A 20,273-nucleotide genomic window follows, 5' to 3' on the forward strand; every position below is an offset into this window, starting at 1 on the left:
CCCTCTGAACCCCTCTGGGGGCTAGCGGGGCAGGGCCGCCCTCACGCCGTCCGCGAGCCGCCCCGTGGGTCCGCCCGGCGGGACGATGACGAGCGCTCCCCCGCCGGCGGCTGCCGCAGCGGCGCCCACCAGGGCGTCCGAGAACGCCTCGCCGCTGGCCACCCACAGCGCGCTCGGGGTGCGGCCGGCGCCGAGCTCGGCCTCGAGCACGGCGGCGGCCGTCTCGTACCGGGTGGCTCCGGCGAGGCGGTCGACGGAGCCGCCGGTCGCGGCGCGCACCTGGTCGAGCACGGCGTCGGTGACGACGGCGGTGCCGCCGACCACGACGACGCGCGAGGGCCTCCAGGTGCGCAGCAGCGCCGTCGTCGCGTCGGGCAGGGCGCCGGCGGTGGTGAGGAGCAGCGGTGCCCCGCTGCGGCCGGCAGCGCTGGACGCGCTGAGCGCGTCGGCGAAGACCTGGCCGGAGGCGAGGTAGACGACCGCCGGAGCGGCCGAGGGGTCGTCGGAGGTGGCGAGCGCGTCCAGCGCGAGCGCGGCGGCCGTGCCGTACCGGTCGGCTCCGGCCGCGCGGGTGACGTCGGCCCCGGTCTCGGCGGTGGCGGCGCGGGCCTGGTCGATCACGGCGTCGCTGACGGCGCCCGGGCCACCGACCACGGTCACGCCGGCGGGGGCCAGGCGTCGCAGCTCGGCGGCCACCGGGGCGGGCAGGCCGTCGGGGCGCACGAGCAGCACCGGAGCGGAGCCGGCGCCGGCCGCGGCGGCGGCTCCGAGCGCGTCGGGGAAGGTGGCGCCGACCGCGAGGTAGACGTGCTCGGCACCGCCGGGGAAGGCGCTGGCGGAGACGGCGGCGCTGGTGGCGTACCTGTCGTCACCGGAGACCCGCGCCGCGGGGCGGCCCCCGGCGAGCGCGGCCGCGGTGGCGTCGCTGACGGACGCCTGGTCGCCGACCACCACGAGCGCCGCGCCGGCCACCGAGCCCGACGAGCCCGACGAGCCGGCGGACCCCGCCGCCCCTCCGGTGGCCAGCGCCGCACCGGGCAGCGCCGCGGTGGCGCGGACGAGGCGGTCGGTGGTGCCGCTGACGGGCCGGGCGACGTGCGACGCGCTCCCCTGGAGGGCCGCGGCCACCTGCGCCGGCGTCAGCGCCGGGTTCGCCCCGAGCAGCACGGCGGCCGCACCGGCGACCAGCGGGGAGGAGAACGAGGTGCCGTCGGCGACGACCGCGGCGGTGTCGCTGGCCGAGGAGGCCACCACCACGCCGGCGCCCGGCGCGAGGAGGTCGACGCAGCCGCCGCGGTTGGAGAACGACGCGACGCCGTCGTCGGAGGTGCTCGCGCCGACGGTGATGAGCTGCGGCTCGCGGGCGGGGCTGACCCCGCAGGCGTCGGCGGTCTCGTTGCCGGCGGCGACCACCACGGTGATGCCGTCGGCGACGGCGGCGCGCAGCGACTGGTCGAGCGCGCTGGACGGCGGGCCGCCCATGCTCAGGTTGAGCACCGCGGGCGCGCCCGCGGCGTGGTCGCGCACGGCCCACTCCACGGCCGCGATGACCGTGCTGCTCAGGGCACCGCCGGAGCAGCCGCTGACCCGCAGCGGCACCACGGTCGCGCCCGTGGCGACGCCGACGGCGCGGCCCGCGAGCGCGCTGGCGACGCCGGTGCCGTGGCCCTTGCAGTCGTCGGTGGAGCCGCTGCCGGAGAAGTCGGCGCCGGAGCGCACGCGGCCGGAGAAGGCGGCGTGGCTGGCGCGCACCCCGGAGTCGACGACGTAGGCGGTCACCCCGGTGCCGTCACCGCCGGGGCTGAAGCGGCCGTCGAGCGGCAGGGACGCCTGGTCGACGCGGTCGAGGTGCCACGGGACGGCGGCGGGGGTCAGCCAGACGTCGCGCTCGACGGCGTCGGTGCCGGGGAGGCGGTCGAGCGCGCGGGCCTCGCCGGGCGTGGCCCGGACGACCACGGTGCCGGTCTCGGGGTGGACGGCGACGACGTCGCCGAGGCGGTCGGCGGCGGCGCTGACCGCGCTGACGTCTGCGGTGTCGTCGACGGCGACGACGTACATGGCCGGCGGCCCGGTGAGCTGCCCGGCTCGCCCGTCGGCGCCACCGGCGGCGAGGGCGGGGGCGGGGACGGCGAGGGCGAGGAGCGCGGCGGCTGCCGCGGTCGTCGCCGTGCGGCGCGCGCGTCGGGTCACACGGCGTCATCGACGCCGCGGCGGCCCCGCTGGACGCGCCGGGCGCCGAGGCACCCGGACGGCGGAGCGCCTCAGGCCGGGCGCGCCTCGGAGGCCGCGCTCGCCGGCAGGGCGGCGGCGTCCTCGGCCTCGAGCAGCGCGCGGACCTGGTCGGTGCCGAGGGCGCGCGCCCACAGCCACCCCTGGCCGGTGACGACGCCGAGGCCGGCCAGCACGTCGGCCTGCTCGCGGGTCTCCACGCCCTCGGCGACCACGTGCAGGTCGAGGGCGGCGCACAGCTCGACCACCGCGCGCAGCACCGCGCGGGGCCGGGGCCGGTCGAGGCCGCAGACCAGCGACCTGTCGATCTTGACGACGTGGACGGGCAGGCGCTCGAGGTACGACAGCGAGGAGTAGCCGGTGCCGAAGTCGTCGACGGCGACCCGCGCCCCCGCGGCGCCCAGCGCGGTGAGGGCGGTGACGGCCGGGTCGTCGGCGGTCATGAAGACGCCCTCGGTGACCTCGACGGTGAGCAGGTCGACCGGCACCCCGGCGCGGGCGAGGGCACCCAGGACGCCGTCGACGTAGCCGAGCCCGCGCAGCTCCACCGGGGAGGCGTTGACCGACAGCCGCAGCCGCCGCTCGACGCCGCCGACGGCCACGAGCGACTCCAGGCCGGCGCGCAGCACGGCGGCGCCGAGCGCGGGGACGAGCCCGCTCTCCTCGGCCACGGGCACGAACTCGTCGGGGCGCACGGTGCCGAGCAGCTCGTCGTCCCAGCGGGCCAGGGCCTCGAAGCCGGTGGTGCGCCCGGTGGCGATGTCGACCAGGGGCTGCAGGGCGGCGGTCACGGCGCCGGAGCCGACGGCCACCTGCAGCCGCTGGCCCACGAGGGCCCTCCGCGCGGTCCGCTCGCGGGCGGCGGCGTCGTGGACGGCGGTGCGGCCGCGTCCGGCGGCCTTGGCGGTGCGCATCGCCGTGGTGGCGTCGGCCACGCAGCTGGCGGGGTCGAGGAGGGAGGGGGTGGTGCTGGCGATGCCCGCGGTGGTGCTGGCCGCCACCGCGACGACGGCGCGGTGGTCGACGGCGGGGCCGGGCAGCAACCCCGCGTCGGGTCCGGCGGGGAGCTCGACGGGCTCGCGCAGGGCCCGGGTGACCTCCTCCGCCACGTCGACGCCCCGGGCGAGGTCGCCCGGCCCGGCGGCGGCGAAGTCGTCGCCGCCCAGGTGGCAGGCGAGCCAGCCCGGGGGCAGCGCCTCCTGCAGCCTGCCCCCCAGCACCTGGAGCAGGGCGTCACCGGCGGCGTGGCCGAGCTGCTGGTTGAGCTGCTTGAAGCCGTCGACGTCGAGCACGACGACGGCGACCTCGTGCCGCGCCCGGGCGTGCTCGGCCAGCTCCGCCACCAGGGCCGAGCGGTTGGCCAGGCCGGTGAGGGGGTCGTGCAGGGCCTGCTGGCGCAGGTCGTCGAGGAACCTGTCGCGGTGGCGGCGGTGCACCAGCTCCCGGACCACCAGGGCCACCAGCACCAGGCCCACCAGGGCCCCGGAGACGGGGTCGACGGGGCGCTGGTCGTAGGTGCTGGAGACCACGGCGAAGGCCACGGCGGCGACGAGCACGCCTCCGGTCAGCGAGCCGGTGCGCAGGTCGGCGGACCGGGGGCTGGCGCCGCGGTGGGTGAGGCGGGCCCGGCCGGCCGTGAGGAAGCCCGCTGCGACCAGCGGCCACGCGGCGCAGGCGGCGGCGGCGCCCACCCAGGTCCAGGTGCCCCCGGGCTGCACGAGCTCGTGGGTGTTGGCGAGGTCGGTGACCACGAAGAGGGCGACACCACCGGCGGCGAGCGCCGCACCCCTGTCGAGCCCGGCGACGGCGAGCTGCACGCACAGGGCGAGCACGGCCAGGTCCGCCAGGACGACGGCGGCGGCGGTCACCGCCGCGGTGCCCGTGGGCTCGAGGGGCACGAAGGCGGCCCGCCACAGCACTGCAGCGCCCGCGGCGGCCACGACGGCGGCGTCGAGCACCAGCTGGCGGCGGCGACCGGCGAAGCCCGCGGGACGGGGCAGGGCCAGCACCGCGACCAGGGCGAGGGGAGCCGCCGCGGTCTGGAGCAGGTCGCCGGGGGTGGGCTGCTGGTCGAGGCCGGGGGTGCGCAGCACGAGGGAGGCGAGCCACCCCTGCCCGCACGCCCAGAGGGCGACGGCGGCGCCCATGGCGCGCACGGCCAGACCGCCGCGCGGGTGCAGCAGCATCGCCAGCGCCGCGCCTGCGCCCAGCACGGCGGAGCAGGCGGCACCGAGGGGGAAGGCCCCGACCGAGCCCGTCAGGCCGAGCGCGGTCGTCGCGGTGGTCGCCAGCACCACGGCGGCTGTGACCGCGAGCAGGACTGGCGAGGTGAGGCTGCGCGCTGGGTGGTTCCTGGTCCGCACCCTGTGAGGATCGGTCCCTGGACCGTCGGCCTTGAGCGTCGCCCTCACACGAGGGGGCGCGGCACCTGCGACCCCTCGCGCAGGTCGACCACCTCGGGCCGCTGCAGGGGCACGTCGGCGCGCGCTCGGGGGTCGACGCGGGCGAGTCCGCGGGCGACGGCCGCGGCGGCCCGGGCGAGGTGGGCGTCGGTGTGGGTGGCCATCACCGACAGCCGCAGCAGGGCGCCACCGCGCGGGACGGCCGGGTGCACCACCGCGTTCGTGTACGCGCCCGCGTCGAAGACCTCGCGCCACACCTCCACCACGCGCTGCTCGTCACCGACCGGAACGCCGACCACCGCTCCCACCGAGGGCACGGTCGGGACGCCGGCGGCGTGCAGCTCGGCGCGCAGGCGCTCGCCGCGGTCGGCCAGGGCCGCGACGCGCTCGGGCTCCGCGCGCAGCACCCGCAGGGCGGCGAGCCCCGCGGCCACGGCGGCGGGCACGCCCGCGGCGGCGAAGAGGTAGGGCGACGCCGAGCCGCGCAGCCCCTCGGCCAGGGCGGCCGTCGTGATGACGGCGCCTCCGCACGAGGCCAGCGACTTGCTGAGGGTGAGCGTGACGACGTCGACCTCGCCGAGCACCCCGGCCTGCTCGACGGCGCCGCGGCCCCGCTCCCCCAGCACGCCCACGCCGTGCGCCTCGTCGACCACGAGCCGCGCGTCGTGCTCGCGGCACAGCGCCACCAGCTCGGGCAGCGGGGCGCAGGTGCCCTCCATCGAGTAGACGCCGTCGACGACGACGAGCGCGCCGGCGTCGTCGTCGAGCTGCTCCAGGCGGCGCCGCAGGGAGGCGAGGTCGTTGTGCCGCCAGCGCAGCACCCGCGCCGCCGAGGCGGCGGCTCCGGCGTGCAGGGAGGCGTGGGCGCCGGTGTCGAGCAGGACGGCGTCGTGCGGGCGCCCCACCGCCGACAGCAGCGCGAGGTTGGCGGTGAAGCCGCTGGTGGTGACCACGGCCGCCTCGGCGCCGTAGAAGTCGGCGAGCTCGGCCTCCAGGTCGAGCACGAGCTCGGTGGTGCCGTTGAGCAGCCGGCTGCCCGAGACGCCGGTGCCGTAGCGGTCGAGGGCGGCGTGCGCGGCGGCGACCACGCGCGGGTCGTCGGTCAGGCCGAGGTAGTTGTTGGAGCCGGCGTTGACGCGCTCGCGCCCGTCGGCGAAGCGCACCACCGGCCCCGACGCGCTGGCGGCGGCGACGGCGTACGGCGAGGGGCCGCCGGCCGCGGAGCGCCGGACGTGGGCCGCGAAGGCCGCTCCGAGGGCGGGGGCGAAGGGGTCACGGCGCGTCACCCCGTGACGCTAGGTGACACCGCCCTGATCAGGAGGGGCAACAGCGGTGACCCCCGGCACCTTTCCGGGGGACGCCCCCGGGTCACACCGGGGCGGCCTCCAGGTGCTCGTAGCGGGGCAGGTCGACGGCGTCGGCGGGCGGGGAGATGAGCTTCTCCCCCAGCTTCAGGCGCTTCACCGCGCGGCTGGAGGCCAGGCCCACCAGCGCGCCCAGCACGCGGATCTCGGCGGTGTGCCGCGGGTTGCCGACGCGCGGCGTGCCCGGGGGCAGCTTCTGCGCGGCGTCGACCAGCGGACGCAGCCGCCGCTCGTACCCGTCGAGCGCGCTGGCGAGCGAGGCTCCGGGGGCGGTCAGCTCCCCCGCGAGCAGGTACGCACCGACGAGGGCGAGCGTCGTCGACATCCCCGAGATCGGCGAGGCGCAGTGCGCGGCGTCACCGGCGAGCACCATGCGACCCTGCGACCAGCGCGGCAGCACCGCCTGGCCGAGCGCCTCGAAGTAGAACGGCTCGGTGTCGAGGGCCGCGACCAGGCGCTCCCCGATCGGACCGGTGCCGGCGTACAGGCGCTGCATGACGAGGGCCGCGGCGGCGGGCTCCAGCTCGTCGAGGCCGGGGACGTCGGACAGGAACGTCAGCAGCCCGCGGGTGGTGCCCTCGTCGTCGGGGCGCAGGTGCGCGCTGCGGCCGCGGCCCAGCACCTGCCAGTTCCAGTAGTCGTCGTCGCTCGGCTCGCGGGCCACGGCGAGGTAGGCGCAGTACGCGCCGAGCTCCTTCACGTGGGCGCTCCTGCTGCCTCCACCGCCCCCGAACACCATCTGCCGGGTGCGGGAGCGCAGCCCCTCGGCGACGACGACGACGTCGTACCGCTCCTCGTCGCCGGAGGCAAAGGTGGCGGCCACCCCGCTGCCGTCGTCGTCGAGCTCGGCGACCTGGTCGTCGAAGCGCCAGGTAATGCTGCCGGGGAGCCCCTCGCAGCTGTCGACGAGGAGCCTGCTGAGGCGGCCGCGCAGCACCTCGACCTCGGCGGTGGGGCCGCCGGTCTGGGAGGTGGAGGCGGGGAAGGCGCCGAGCACCCGGCCGCGGTCGTCGAGGAAGCGGGTGCCGGCCTCTCCGGTGGTGTGCGCTAGCACCGCGTCTTCGAGGCCCATGCGGCGCAGCACCTCACGGCCGGCGCCGCGGACGTCGATGTTGTGCCCGCCCTCGCGCAGCTCGGGGGCCCGCTCGACCACGGTGACGTCGACGCCGGCGCGGGCCAGCCAGTGGGCGAGCGCCGGACCGGCGATGCTGGCGCCTGAGATGAGGACGCTGCTGATGGCCATGAGGGACCCCTGTCGCTAGAGTGCCTGATAGGTAGACAATCTAGCGAGCGGTGGGGCAGGTGCACTTCGAGCCGGACGGCGTGACGCGCGAGCTGCAGGCGTTCAGCGACGCCAGTCGCGAGCTGCTGAACCGCATCGCCCGCCGCCAGGGGCTCGGCACCACCGACGTCACCGCGCTGTACCTGCTGAGCGCCGGCCCGATGGGCGTCGCGGAGCTGTCGGAGCGGCTGGGGATCAGGACGGCGTCGACCACGGTGCTCGTCGACAGGCTCGCGGCGGCGGGGCACCTGCGGCGCGAGCCGCACCCCACCGACCGGCGCCGCACCCTGGTGGTGCTGGAGGAGCGGGCACGGCTGGCCAACGAGGCGCACTGGTGGCCCGCCATCGGACTGCTCGACGAGGTGAGCCGGTCGCTGGACGAGGGTGAGCGCGAGGTGGTGCTGGCCTTCCTGCAGCGGGCGACCGCCGCCATGACCCGAGGCGCCATGGAGGACTGACGCCCGCGGAAGGAAAGCCGTATGGGCGGTGAGTCGTTTCCTGCAGACCTCCCCCGGTCACCGGGCCCGCTCCAGGCACCACAGCGGCTTTGGGTTCGAGTTGAGTTCGGCTCTGACGGGTGGTCGCTGACCGAGCGCATCTACACCCCACCCATCTACTCGGGGAGGCCATCAACGACTTCGCCAACTTCCTCCTCAGCTTCGAGCGGCTCCGGCCCACGACAGTGCACAACTACGTCACCTACGCCCACCGCATCCTCACCCACCTGCCCCCCGACGCCATCGCCGGTGAGATCAGCCCCGTCCAGCTGCGGGGATGGCTCAACCACGAAGACGCCCGCGGCCTCAGCGCCTCCAGCCAGCAGCTCCAGTGGTACGCCCTCCACGCCTACTACCGGTGGCTGTCCACCCTCGGGTTCACCGGCCGCTCCCCGCTGGACCACGTCCGCCCACCCCGCGCGCTTCCCGTGGCGCGGCAGGACTACACCGCCGATGAGGCCGAGGCCATCACCGAAGCGGCCAGGGCCACCGCCCAGGACGGCAATCGACGAGAGCAGTTCGACTACGCCGTGCTGTCCACGCTGCGCTACACCGGCATCCGCCGCACGGAGCTGACGACCCTGCGCCTATCCGACCTGGAGATCGAACGCACCCGCCTGAGCGTGCTCGGAAAGGGCAACAAGTTGCGAACGGTCCCTCTGCCACCGGTCTACGTCGAGGTCATGACGTGGTACCTCACCGAGGTCCGCCGCTACCTACCGGAGTCGGACCGGCTCTTCGCCAACCCCCGCTCTCTACTGCAAGGCCCGCACCGGGGCGCCACCAACGGCAAGACCCTCGAGCGGGTGGTACAGCGCTACGGGGAGATGGCCGGGGTCGCCGGACCGCACCTGCCGCACCGGTGGCGCCACACGTACGCCACCTACCTGCTGCGACGCGGGCTGGGCATCTCCCACATCCAGAAGCTGCTGGGACACGCCTCGATGACGACCACGAGCATCTACCTCCACCTCGTCCAGGACGACCTACAGGAAGGCGTCACGAGAGCCTTCGGGTAGGTCGCCCGACGCGTGGAGAGGTGACCGGGGGCGATGAGCTCGACGGCGGCAACTGTCGCGCTGCCCCCAGCCGCAGCACTCGGCGCGCTCGGTGATGACCACGCTGACCGTCAACTCGGTTCCGCCCTGGCGCTGAGCCGCGCGGGGCCGCACGACGGACCGGGACCCGACAATCCCTACCTCGGAGCCGTACGCGATGCGGGCTAGTACAAGTGCCTCAACCGTCGCCACAGCAGCTCCTTGCGCCCCCACTCCGGGTCGAACAGCTGGAACTGCAAGGCCGCCAGCAGGGCTGAGACACCGGCGGGGGCCACGTCTTGGTCCCACGCGTGGCGGATGTAGTCAGCCGACACCGGTCGCCCCAGCCACGTCGCCTCCTCGCCGTCCCGCATCGTCACGACGACGGGCTCGCCCCCTCCGTCGTAGGGGCGGAACGCCAGTAGCACCAGGTCGGTGTCCCGCACGGCCCTCTCCGGGCGCCGCAGCGACAGCTCGTCGCAGTAGCCGGTCACGAACGCCCGCTGCCCCGACCCGGCCCGCAGGGCGACCCCGGGCTGGGAGTTCGTCGTCACGTACCCCGCGCGGTTGAGAGGGGCCAGGACGGGCACCAGCGGGCGCGTTTCGGGGGCGGGCTGGGTGGCGAAGTCCTCGGGCTGGTAGGCAAGCGTGCCCTCCAGCCACCGCGCGGTGAGCTCCCCGATGGCGGCGAGGGAGTCGGCGTCGCGCCACTGGCGCCGGTCCCAGGTGATGCCCATGGCAACCACGGTGTCACAGCACGTCAGTGGGCGACTGTGGAGGAGCACGTGGTTACTTCGAAGCTCAATCGTCGTAGCCCTACCTAGGGGAAAGCTGTCCGTTCTGTGGTCTGGTAGCAACCGGGGCCGGTGCGAATGACGGTGCTTAATTGATGACGGGTGGTTAGCGAGACGCCACGACGCCCGGCGGCGACCACGCTGCTCTACTTTCTGCTCGCGCCGCTTGAGTTGGACTCCCGACTGGCTCCTAGAAAGCAGAACGGGCCGGGACCCTAAGGTCCCGGCCCGTTCTGCTGTCTCCTAGTTGATCAGCTGACAGTGAAGGTGATCGAGCTGGTCCCAAGCGCCGTCCCGTAGGTGTCGACGTAGGCAGCAGCCGCCGTTGCCGAAGCAGGAGCCACGGTGATGGCCGCACCAGCCGTCGTCGCCGTCGTAACGGTCAGAGTCAGGGTGGTGTTGTTGTTCGACCAAGCCGGAGCGGTGCTGGCCAGGGTGGCACCAGTCACAGTCCAGTCGGCGTTCGCCGGGGAGGCATTCGTAACCGGCTTGTTGAAGTTGAGAGTGATGGTGGTCGTGTGTGCGCTGGACGCGGAGCTGATGCTCGGAGCGGCCGAGAACACAGTGGTCGCAAGCGACCATGTCACGACACCGTTGTTGATGCTCACCTGGACCGTGCCCGTGCGAGCGCCGGAGGAGATGCGGCCCACCATGGCGTCAAACTGCGCCAGCGTGCTCGTGGTGCCGTCGATGGTGTAAACGGTGCTGGTACCAGCACCGAAGACACTGGTCGAGTTCGACGCGTTGCTGTACGAAAGGTTCGTAGCCGAGATCTGGTTCCCGTCGGCGTCCTGGATGCTAACGGTGTGAGCCGACGAGCTACCGGCAGCGACCGTACCCGTGAGCGGCTTGCTCGTGAGGGTCAGCGTCGCGGCGGTGTTGGTCGTCACGTCGGCAGCCTGGTAGGTGACCAGATCACCCGGGTTCACAGCGGCCTGGAAGTCGGACGAGGAGGCGATGGTTCCGTCGATGACGAACCGGGTAACGCCCGAGTAGGCGACGTAACCCTGGGCGCTGTTCGTGCCCCACCAAGCGACACCGGACGAGTCGGTGCTGTTCGCCCCGACAGTCTTAGCAACGACTCCGGAGATCTTCGCCGGAGCGGAGTTCACGAGGGCGAACTTCTGCACGCCCCCCGCCTGGGAGTACGTGATCTGGTCGCCGACCGAAACCGGGCTAGCCGTGCTGCTACCCAGGTTGCCGCTACCGATGAAAGCAGCCTGTGCGACAGAAGTGCCGTCAAGGGAGTAGGTGTCGCCAGAGCCGGGCGTGACAGCCTGCGTGAAGGTAGCGCCCGCAGCCGTCTTGATGGTGAAGCTGGTCAGGACACCAGTGCTACCCGAGGTGCTGCTCATCGTGACCGCCGCGATGGTGCCGGTTGCGCTGCCGCTCGTCAGGGCGACAGTGCGGATGTGGCTGAGGTCGGCACCCGTACCCGAGACAGTCACCGTGTCACCGAGGCTCAGCGCACCCTCGAAAATGCCCTTCGAGACACTCTGCCCATCCACGGTGTAGTTGATAAACGACGTGCCGCCACTGGTGTAGTCCCAAGCCGGCGCGCCAGCGGTAGTACCCGCGAAGGGCAGGGGAGTACCCGTGATGGGCTCGACGACCGTCAGTGTGTGGGAAGAGCTAAGGGCAAACGCACCGACCAGACCGGTCATGTAGCCAGAGCTGGCGAGCGAGGTGTACGAGTAGGTCGTGTTGCCGTCAGAACCGGCCACGATCGAGACAGTGCCACCGACCTGCAGAGACGCAACAAAGGCGCCCTGCGTAGCGGAGGAACCGCTAACGACGAACTTGTCGGTGCTCTTGGTGGTGGCCTTCTTAGCGGCCGCAGTCACCGGGTCGGCGTACGAGAAGGTCGTGCTGCTACCAGACGGGATGGCCGTGACGATCATGCCGGTCGCAGCCGCGACGGACTGAGCAGCGGACTGGGCCTTGGCGACCTGGTCGTCGTTCACGGCGGCCTTGCCACCGAAGACGACGCCCTTGCCGGTCAGCTCAGCAGCGTGGTCCTTCAGGTACACGTTGGTGGCGTCCCAGCCCGCGAAGTGCAGGGTGGTCAGGGACTTGCCCAGCACCGCAGAGGCGACCAGGGAGTCAGCCCCGTTGCCGTTGGTGCCACCGACGAGGGCGGCCTGAGCCGGGTTGAAGCCCTCGGACTTCTTGGCCCAGTCAGCGACCAGGTTGGCGGTCACGGCGCGGTCGTCGCCGGCCACGCGGGTGGAGACGCCCAGGTCGGACTTGACCGAGTCGGACACGACGGCGGTGCCGCCGACGAGGATCTTGGTGTCGGCGCCGATCGCCTTGAGCTCGTCCTTGGTGTAGCCCGAGGTGGAGTCCTTCTCGGTCAGCGCGATCGCGTAGCCCTTGGCGTAGGCGACCGGGGAGACGGCGAGGGCGTCGGCGAAGGAGGTGCCCGAGGCCACGAAGACCTTGGAGGGCTGCTTGCCGGAGATCTTGGCGCCAGCCTCAGCGATGAGCTTGGCGGTCTCGTAGCGGTCCGAGCCGTTGATGCGGGTGACCTTGTAGTCGACCTTGATCGCGTCCTCGACGGACTGCGGGATGACGGTGGTGCCACCGACCAGCCAGACGTTCTTGACGCCCAGGCGCTTGATCTCGGCCTGCGTCTTGGCGTCCGCGCCCTTGTCGCTCACGTAGAGGATCGGGGCGTTGGCGACACCGGCGAGGTACGAAGCGGTGAGGCCGTCGACCGTGGCGAAGCCGTTGACGAGAACGACGTTCTCGGTCTTGCCGTCGGTCGGGAAGGCGGCCTTCGACGCGGCGATCGCGGTCTCGTAGCGGTCGTCACCGGCGATGCGGCTGTCGAACTTGAAGTTGGCGTCGGCCTGAGCGGCACCGGCGAGGGCGAGGGCGCCACCACCGAGGCAGACGGCGAGTGCGAGCGTCCCAGCAGCGGTGCGCTTCGCCATGTTGCGAGCAGACATGTGAATGTCCTCCATGGAGTGAACGGTGTGGGGACGCAGGTCCCCGGGTCGGGAGGACCCGGGGTTCCGGGCCTTCCAGATCCGCCGTCCGGCGGATCCGGACATTACGGACTGTGTTTCTTCCTCACCTCTCGGTGACGACATGGAAGAAGTTACCCGGGCCGCTGCCCCGACTGTGGGATTTCCAAACATGGCGCGTGTCGGCGTGTCGCGACAGCTCGCCAGAGCCCGCTGACCAGCGGAAACGTCAGAACAACATCTTTGTGGTTCCGGCGCGTCGTGCATCCGAGGTTCGTGCGTGAGCCCCTCGCGCCGAGCTGGTGGGCGAGCCCCCCCGTTCGGCGTAAAGGAACAGTGCCCGATCGCGACACGCCATGTCGCGCGACACGCCCCAATCGCCACCAGAAACTCTCCCGCTAACGACTGCACCACGAGTCCCAGCAGGGCGAATTCCGTACCAAAGTCGGACAAGGGCGACACGCGAAAGCCCCTGACCTGCGGCGCGCCGATTTCAGGCACCCCGCGACGCGCCGCGCAGCTGTAGCGGATCAGTCGCGCTGCGTGACAACTCGGAGGGGACTCTCAGCCCGCCGCCGTCGTCGTCACGCTCTGCAACACGCGCCGCGCCTCTGGTGCGAGCACCGACGCGCCCCCGTCAGGGAGACACGAGGTGGTCCCTGCCGGTCCGCGAGCACCTCCCCAGACCCCTGACGAGGCGCTGCGGACACAGCCTCCGGCGTTCGTGCTGGTCACGAGCTGGGCGCCCCCGGCAGACACGCCGGCCGGCCAGCCCGGCCCCTCGCGCGTGCGCGAGAGGAGGAGTACGAGCACCCCCGCGTCCGACCCGCGTCACGTCGCGCGACACCACCGCAGGCCGCGTCCGCGCAGAACGCCTCCGCGTGTGCTCGTGCGTCCACAGGCCACCGTCGCCAGGAGGACGCCGTCCGCACTCCCCCGCGATGGCCATCCGCCCCGCCTCGGCGTCGTCCTGCGACCTCGTCTCCCACCACCCCCGGCGGCAGGATGATCAGGAACACACCACCCAGCGCCCCTGGCCCCCGGCTCACGAGCAGGTCCGGGCCGCCGGGTGACCACGCCGGTGACCAGGAGGAGGGCAGTCGGATGACGCGGTCGTCCCCAGACCCGGTCGCCGCCGGTCTGCGGCGGTGGACCGGCACGACCCGCACCTCCCCCACCACCGCGACGGCACCCCGCCCGGTGCTGCTCGCCGCGGCGGGGGCTGCCGCCGCCGTCGTCCTGGGGCCGCTGCTCCCCGGCGAGGCGGGGACCGGCGCCGCGCTGCTCGCGTACCTGGCGCTGCTGCTCTGCACCGGCCTGCTGGTCCGCTGGCGCCTGCGCCGCGCGCGCCGAGCACCAGCTGTGGAGCAAGCTCGGCCTCTCGCTGTGGGTCAGCGCCGGCGCCGTCGTCGTGTACTCGGTCACGACGCTCGCGGGCGTCCCGGAGCCGGTGACCACGGCGCTGACGTGCGCGGCGATGGTCGTAACGGTGACGCTGACCTACCTCGGCATCATCCGCTGGACCCGCCCCGCGGTCGAGGGCAGCGGCCTCGACCCCGACCACGTGCTGAGCACGCTCTGCGGCGTCGTGCTGCTCACCACCGGCGCGCTGGTGGTGATGCGCCTCGGCCCCCACCCCGAGTGGGGCACCTGGGGCCCGGGGTCTCACCTGCTCGTGTCGATGGCGGGGTCCGCCGTCGCCGTGACGGCCCTGCTGGTGACCACGCGGGGCGCCCTGCGCCGCGGCGACCCGCGACCGGCGCTGATGGTCGCCGCCCTCGTGGTCTGCCTGGCCGTCAGCGCCGCGGTGCTGGCGGACGCCGTGCCCCGCATCCCGTGGGGGGCGCTGGTCCGCGCGCCGTGGCTGCTGGCGATCGCCGTCTGCGCCGCCCTCCCAGAGGTCACCCGCCCCGCTGACCGCCAGGACGTCGCGATCAGCAGCATCACCTCGTACGTCCTGGTCGCGCTGGGGCTGCCCGTCGTCGCCGTCGCCCTGGTGCAGGGGATGACGACGGTCGCCGCCCTCGCCGCACTGGCGACGGCGGGGGCCGTGGCGCGGCTACTCCTCGACGTGCGCGAGCTGCTGGCGCTGATCTCCAACCGCAGCGCGTCGCTGGTCGACGAGCTGACCGGCCTGCCCAACCGCCGCGGCACCCTCGCCGCGCTGGAGCGGGCGATCACCGCCGAGCAGCCCCTGGTGGTGGCGGTGGTGGACCTCGACCACTTCAAGGAGGTCAACGACTCCCTCGGCCACGCCGTGGGCGACGCCCTGCTCCAGGCCGCGGCCGCCAGGATCGGCAGCGTCCTGCAGCCCGGCGAGGTGGCCGGGCGCCTCGGCGGCGACGAGTTCGTGGTGGTGGCACCCGCGCCGTCACCGCGCGCGCGGGCGGCGCGCCTGGGGAGCGACCTGGCGCGCGCGCTGGGGCGTCCGGTGTCCCTGCACGGCATCTCGGTGCCGCTCGGCGCGAGCGTGGGCACCTCCACGTGGCAGACCGTGGGCAGGCCCGACGACGGCGACGGCGGCAGCCTCGAGGGCGGCGGGACCTACCCGTCGGCGTCGGAGGCAGCGGCGGACGCGGCGGGCCGGCTCCTCCGGGCCGCGGACACCGCCATGTACGACGCCAAGCGCACGGGCAGCGGCTGGGTCTCGCACGACCCGGTGCACCACGACGACCCCGCCCAGCAGCTCGCCCTCGTGGCCGACCTCCGCGCGGCGCTGGCCGCGCGCCAACTCGTGCTGCACCACCAGCCGCAGGTCTGCGCGGCCACCGGGTACCCGGCCGGGGCCGAGGCGCTGGTGCGCTGGCCGCACCCCTCGCTCGGGCTGCTCGCACCGGCGCGGTTCCTCGACCTGGCCGAGGCCCATGGCCTCATGGGCCCCCTCACCGACGAGGTGCTGCGCGCCGGCGTGGAGCAGCAGGCGGCGTGGCGCGCCCAGGGGCTGCGGGTGCGCCTGGCGCTCAACCTCCCCGCGAGCGCCCTGCACGACGTCGAGCTGCCCAGCCGCGTGCGCGCGCTGCTGGCGGAGCACGGCGTGGGGGCGGACGCCGTGGTGCTGGAGGTGACCGAGTCGGTGCTGCTGAAGGACCCGGAGCGCTCCAGCGCCGTGGTGGGCGCGCTGCGGGCGTCGGGGGTGCGGGTGAGCATCGACGACTTCGGCACCGGGTTCTCGTCGCTGGCCCGGCTGCGGAACCTCGCGGTCGACGAGCTCAAGCTCGACGCCTCCTTCACCGGCGACCTGCTGGTCGACGCCCGGGCGCGCACCATCGTGGCCAGCAGCGTGCAGCTGGCCCACGCGCTGGAGATGACGGTGGTGGCCGAGGGCGTCGAGGACGCCGAGACGCTGGAGCACCTGGTGCGGCTGGGCTGCGACGAGGTGCAGGGGTACGTGTTCGCGGCGCCGATGCCGGCCGACGAGCTGGCCGCGTGGTGGCGGGAGCGGACGTCTGTGGAGCCCCCCGCGGACGCACCCCGGTGGGTCGAGCCGGCCTCCTCGAGAGGCGTCCCGCCGGCCGTCCACAGGGGCGGCGGCGGGGCGAGCGGGTGTCGGTGGTGATCGCTAGGTTCGTACACGTGATCGATGCCGGGGTGCTGGGCGGGGCAGTGCCGACGCACCCCGTGCTGTGCGCTCCCGCGCTGATCGCCGAGGCGGCGGCGTCGCTGCTGGCGAGCAGCGGGGCGTCGCTGTCGCTCGCCGAGCTGCAGGGCGCCTACCTCGCGCTGCACCGGGCCGAGGCGGCTGTCGCAGCGGCGGCGCTGCACGTGGTGCGGATGCTCGTCGAGCACGAGCGGCCCCAGCGCCGCAAGGCGGAGAGCACGCAGACCAAGGCGTGGCTCGAGAGGGCTGCGCTGCTGGGCAGCGGAGACGCCTCCAGGCTGGTGGCCGCTGCACGGGCCACCGACCCCGACCGGGGCGCGCTCCGCGGGCTGGGTGCGGCGCTGGCGGAGGGAGAGGTGTCACGGGCCCACGTCGACGTCGCCGTGAAGCTGCTCCCGCGCGTGCCGCAGCGCGTGCTCGAGGAGCGGCGCGAGGATGTCGACGAGCACCTGACCGAGAAGGCGCGCGAGTTCTGCCCCAGCGACGCCGACACGCTCGCCAAGCACCTGCGGCGCGCACTGACCGGTGGGCCCGGCGGCCTGGACGGTGACGACTGGCCCGAGCCGCCCGCCGCGTCGTTCGAGCGCCGGCAGTGCAGCTGGCACGTCGACGCGTTCGGCATGACGCAGGTCCGCGCGTCCCTGCCCCAGGCCGAGGCGGCTCCGGTGACCGCGCTGCTGGGCGCGCTGTCAGCCCCCACCCGCCCGGACCCCGACGGGCCCGGCGCGGACGCACCCGACGAGCGCACCACCACGCAGCGCCGCGCCGACGCCTTCACCGAGGTGTTCCGCCGCGCGCAGGGCCACGACGGCGGCGCCGAGCACGAGGTGGGGCGGCTCGTGGTGGTCGCCACCGAGGCCCAGCTGGCCGACGAGCCCGGTGCGGGCGGTGCGACCACCACCCACGACGCCACCCCGCTCTCCCCCACGGCCCTGCAGCGGCACGCGTGCGACGCGGTGGTCGACAGGGTCGTGCTCGACCGCCGGGGCGCGGTCGTCCGCATGGAGTCGGTCGGTCGCCTGGCCAACCGCGCGCAGCGGCGGGCGCTGGCCGCTCGCGACGGCGGGTGCGCCTTCCCCGGGTGCGGCGCCCCGGCCACCTGGTGCGAGGCGCACCACGTCGTCTTCTGGAGCCAGGGAGGGGCCACCGAGCTCTCGAACCTGGTGCTGCTGTGCTCCCGGCACCGCACCGAGATCCACCTGGGCCACTGGACGATCACCGTGCGCGACGCCGTGCCGTGGTTCGTGCCGCCGCCCTGGGTCGACCGCGAGCGCACACCGGTGCGCAACTCGCTGCACCAGCGGATCACCGAGACGCGGTCGTTCGCCGCCGACCTGCGCCGCCCAACGCGAGGGAGCCCCGACGACGCGGATGAGGCCGCATGACACCGATCCGGCAGCGGAGCCCGGCGAGCCCGGCTGAGCCCGGCGAGCCCTGCTGCAGCATCCGGGTGCCCCAGGACCGGGCCGGGTCAAGCCCGGCGCCGCCCGCGCCGAGACCAGGAGCATGAGCCTGGACCCGTCCGCTGTGGCCGTGCACGAGCGCACCGCCGGCCCCGCCGCCGACGAGCGCTCGCTCGACCCGGCGCACTGGTGGCACGAGACCTGGGCCGCTGCCACGTCGCCCGCGATCCCGGTGGGCCGGGCGCCCCTGGGTGTGCGCAGCGCCGTGGGCGGCTCGCTGGGCTCGCTGGCCTCCCGGTCGCAGCTGCCCGCGTGGGTGCAGCGCGTCCGCGCCGCCGTGTGGCCGGACGCCTGCTCGCACGCCCGCTGACGGAGCCCGGACTGACGGTCACGAGCTGATGGCTCCGCGCTGATGGCTCCGCGCTGATGGCTCCGCGCTGATGGCTCTGCGCTGATGCCCCCGCGCTGACGAGCCGGAGGCGCACCCCGACGACAGCGGCCCGTCCCCGGGTGGGGGCGGGCCGCCGTCGTCGTCCTGCTCAGCGCGTCAGGGCATCACCGCGTCTGGGCGCGCGCCGCGTACTCGTCCGAGGTGGCAATCTGGTTGCGGAACGCCAGCCGCCCGTCGACCGCGGTGTTGTACCAGTAGTCGACCTCCTGCAGGCTCACCTGCTCGCGACCCAGCAGGTCGTAGTAGGCCGAGCGAACGCGGCGGTCGACAGCCTCACCCGAGTACCAGATCTCCCGCACCGCGGCGAGGGGGCCGACGGCCTTGGCCCGACCGGTCCAGTACTCCTCCTCGCCGGAGTTCGCGGAGTTCGACCCCTGGCGGCCCAGGATGTCGGAGTACCACTCGTCCACGGGGTTCTGGCCGGATCGGCCGGCGTACTCCGCCGACGCGAGGATGTTCTGCTCGACCCACTCCGGCTCCATGTCGGCGCGGACGCCGTTCTTCCAGTAGTCGGCGCCGCGGTCGTTCGCGGGCCTGCCGAGGTACTCCTCGTAGTAGCCGCCCACGGTGTTGTCGGCGAACTCCGCCGAGCTCTCGATCGACTCCAGGATGCGCAGGCGGGTGTCGCCGGCGTTGAGGCGGTCGGTCCAGAACTGCCGGCCCGACTGCGCCTGGGTCTGGTTCGCGGGGCGCTGCAGCACGTCGACGTACCACTGCTCCACGATCCTGTCGTTCTTGTCGCCCTCCGCCGCCTGTGCCGTCGCCGGCAGACCGACCGCGGCGAAGGCCGCCACGGCTGCGGCGGCGAGCAGCCGCCTGGTGCTCCTGGTCCTCATGACACCCACCCTGTGCTCGACGGAGCTCTGTGGAGCTGGGGCGTCACCGTCGACGCCGTGCACCGACCGTAGCCATGCGAGCGCCGCCCGTGAAGGGGGTGCGACGTCCGTGATCAGGGACGGGCCGTGGGACCACCACGGGCGGGAGGTCACGCCGGGCGAGGGGTCACCCAGAGGCGGCGCGGCGGAGGGCGCAGGCGCACCCCGGCCGCCGCAGCAGCCGCAGGGCCACCGCGAGGGCCGCGGCACCGGCGAGCAGCGAGAGCACCGCGGCGGGACCGGCCACCGCCAGGTGCCCCAGCAGCGGCACCACCGCGACGGCGCGGCCCAGGTCGGCGCCGTCGAGGGCGACGGTCCAGGGGTCGTCATGGGCGTTCGCGTCGCCGCGGGTGGTCATCGCCCGTCCCTGCGCGGTGGTGCTCGTGCTCGCGACGCGGTGCATCACCGGCCGGTCGCCGCGGTAGGGCGCCGGGGGCACGAACGCGACGACGTCGCCCACCGCCACCTCGGCCCCGCCCACCGGAGCGGTGAGCACCAGCGAGCCCGCGGGTGCGTAGGGCGTCATCGAGCCGGTGAGCACGGGGACGGCGCGCACGCCCGCCAGGTGCGCCACCACCAGGAGGGCCAGGGCGGTCAGCAGCAGCCCCGTGCGGAGCGCGGCGGCCAGGGGGTGCGCAGCGGTGCGGGCGGAGCGACGAGCGGTCATCCGAGGGTCCTGTCCTTGCCGCCCCCGAGGGGGCTGGCGGTCGCGGTGAGCGAGGTGGCGCCGACGACGGTGACGCCCCGCGTCAGGCGCAGGAACTGGCGCCCCCGGGCGGGCAGGTCCACCGACCAGCTCGCCGACGCTCCGGAGAGCACGGTCAGCGGCGGGGAGGACGCCACCGCCACGGCCCCGCCGGGGGCCGAGCAGGTGGCGGTGCCGGCCGCCCCCGTCCAGGGCACCGCGCAGCTGTGCACGCGCACCTCCGCGCCGAGGACGCCGCCGGTGGTCACCACGAGGGTGGTGCGCGCGGAGACGCTGGAGCTGCTGACGACGTCGACCAGCACCGGTCCTGCCGCGAGCGCCGGCCCGACGGCGTACGGGCTCGCCTGCGCCGCGGTCGTCGCCCCGGAGCCGGAGCCCGAGCCCGAGCCCGAGCCCGAGCCCGAGCCCGACCGGACCTCGAAGCCCACCCCCACGTCGGCGCTCCTCAGCTGGGCGGCGGGGCGGGAGGCCGCCGCGCCCCAGGCCGCGGCGGCGGGTCCCGCTCCGGCCACCGCCCCCGCGAGGGAGCCGGCGGTGGCGCCGACGAGCGCCGCCACCAGCACCAGCACGGAGGCGCGGCGCCCGGGGGTGCGGCGCCCGGGGGTGTGACGCCCGGGGGTGTGACGCCCGGGGGTGTGACGCACAGACCCCCGATGTCCGTGCGGG

The 20,273-nt window shown here is 74.6% G+C and carries 14 protein-coding genes; 5 read left to right on the forward strand and 9 right to left on the reverse strand.

Annotated elements, in window-relative coordinates; translation table 11 throughout:
- Positions 1-21 precede the first annotated feature (21 nt).
- From F1641_RS07025 to F1641_RS07040, 4 genes are all read right to left on the reverse strand, one after another.
- A complete protein-coding gene (locus F1641_RS07025) occupies positions 22-2,190 on the reverse strand; it encodes a cell wall-binding repeat-containing protein (protein ID WP_194903968.1) in 2,169 nt (722 codons plus the stop codon).
- A 71-nt stretch (positions 2,191-2,261) separates the two neighbouring features.
- Entirely contained in the window at positions 2,262-4,523 is a 2,262-nt protein-coding gene (locus tag F1641_RS07030; protein WP_194903970.1) for a bifunctional diguanylate cyclase/phosphodiesterase, read from the reverse strand.
- 113 nt (positions 4,524-4,636) lie between these two features.
- On the reverse strand, positions 4,637-5,917 hold the full coding sequence (locus tag F1641_RS07035; RefSeq protein WP_194903972.1) for an aminotransferase class I/II-fold pyridoxal phosphate-dependent enzyme: 1,281 nt from the start codon (positions 5,915-5,917) through the stop codon (positions 4,637-4,639).
- A gap of 82 nt (positions 5,918-5,999) precedes the next feature.
- On the reverse strand, positions 6,000-7,238 hold the full coding sequence (locus F1641_RS07040) for an FAD-dependent monooxygenase (protein WP_194903973.1): 1,239 nt from the start codon (positions 7,236-7,238) through the stop codon (positions 6,000-6,002).
- A gap of 50 nt (positions 7,239-7,288) precedes the next feature.
- On the opposite strand from F1641_RS07040, the gene F1641_RS07045 reads away from it, so the two are divergent.
- On the forward strand, positions 7,289-7,735 hold the full coding sequence (locus F1641_RS07045; protein WP_206690719.1) for a MarR family transcriptional regulator: 447 nt from the start codon (positions 7,289-7,291) through the stop codon (positions 7,733-7,735).
- Positions 7,736-7,854: 119 nt separating this feature from the next.
- Positions 7,855-8,793 carry a tyrosine-type recombinase/integrase gene (locus F1641_RS07050; protein WP_194903975.1) on the forward strand — a complete coding sequence of 313 codons (939 nt, stop codon included), beginning with the start codon at positions 7,855-7,857 and terminating at the stop codon, positions 8,791-8,793.
- 203 nt (positions 8,794-8,996) lie between these two features.
- Here the strand turns inward: F1641_RS07050 and F1641_RS07055 are convergent, their stop codons facing one another.
- Together F1641_RS07055 and F1641_RS07060 are read right to left on the reverse strand one after the other, a co-directional pair.
- Positions 8,997-9,548: a DUF6919 domain-containing protein gene (locus F1641_RS07055; protein ID WP_194903977.1), complete on the reverse strand. Its 552-nt coding sequence runs from the start codon at positions 9,546-9,548 to the stop codon at positions 8,997-8,999.
- Positions 9,549-9,856: 308 nt separating this feature from the next.
- Complete coding sequence (locus F1641_RS07060) at positions 9,857-12,571, reverse strand: cell wall-binding repeat-containing protein (RefSeq protein WP_194903978.1); 2,715 nt, start codon at positions 12,569-12,571, stop codon at positions 9,857-9,859.
- A 1,492-nt stretch (positions 12,572-14,063) separates the two neighbouring features.
- Between F1641_RS07060 and F1641_RS07065 the strand changes: the two genes are divergently transcribed.
- The 3 genes from F1641_RS07065 (at position 14,064) to F1641_RS07075 (ending at position 17,945) form a co-directional block, all read left to right on the forward strand.
- Positions 14,064-16,130 (forward strand): bifunctional diguanylate cyclase/phosphodiesterase, encoded by a 2,067-nt coding sequence (locus tag F1641_RS07065; RefSeq protein ID WP_194903980.1) that lies wholly within the window; start codon positions 14,064-14,066, stop codon positions 16,128-16,130.
- 17 nt (positions 16,131-16,147) lie between these two features.
- On the forward strand, positions 16,148-17,557 hold the full coding sequence (locus F1641_RS07070; RefSeq protein ID WP_194903983.1) for an HNH endonuclease signature motif containing protein: 1,410 nt from the start codon (positions 16,148-16,150) through the stop codon (positions 17,555-17,557).
- A 121-nt stretch (positions 17,558-17,678) separates the two neighbouring features.
- Positions 17,679-17,945 carry a hypothetical protein gene (locus F1641_RS07075; RefSeq protein WP_194903985.1) on the forward strand — a complete coding sequence of 89 codons (267 nt, stop codon included), beginning with the start codon at positions 17,679-17,681 and terminating at the stop codon, positions 17,943-17,945.
- Between the two features lie 185 nt (positions 17,946-18,130).
- Here the strand turns inward: F1641_RS07075 and F1641_RS07080 are convergent, their stop codons facing one another.
- The 3 genes from F1641_RS07080 to F1641_RS07090 all read right to left on the reverse strand — a co-directional run bounded on the left by F1641_RS07080 (position 18,131) and on the right by F1641_RS07090 (position 20,251).
- Positions 18,131-18,862, reverse strand: coding sequence for a hypothetical protein (locus F1641_RS07080; RefSeq protein WP_194903986.1), 732 nt, complete (start codon positions 18,860-18,862; stop codon positions 18,131-18,133).
- Positions 18,863-19,028: 166 nt separating this feature from the next.
- Positions 19,029-19,568: a signal peptidase I gene (locus F1641_RS07085; RefSeq protein ID WP_194903988.1), complete on the reverse strand. Its 540-nt coding sequence runs from the start codon at positions 19,566-19,568 to the stop codon at positions 19,029-19,031.
- The gene (locus F1641_RS07090) at positions 19,565-20,251 is read right to left on the reverse strand and encodes a hypothetical protein (RefSeq protein ID WP_194903990.1); all 687 of its coding nucleotides are present in this window, start codon (positions 20,249-20,251) and stop codon (positions 19,565-19,567) included. The genes F1641_RS07085 and F1641_RS07090 overlap by 4 nt, the downstream gene beginning before the upstream one ends.
- Positions 20,252-20,273: the final 22 nt, after the last annotated feature.

Origin of the sequence: Quadrisphaera sp. INWT6 (genome assembly GCF_015390235.1) — a bacterium.
Classification (GTDB): Bacteria; Actinomycetota; Actinomycetes; order Actinomycetales; family Quadrisphaeraceae; genus Quadrisphaera.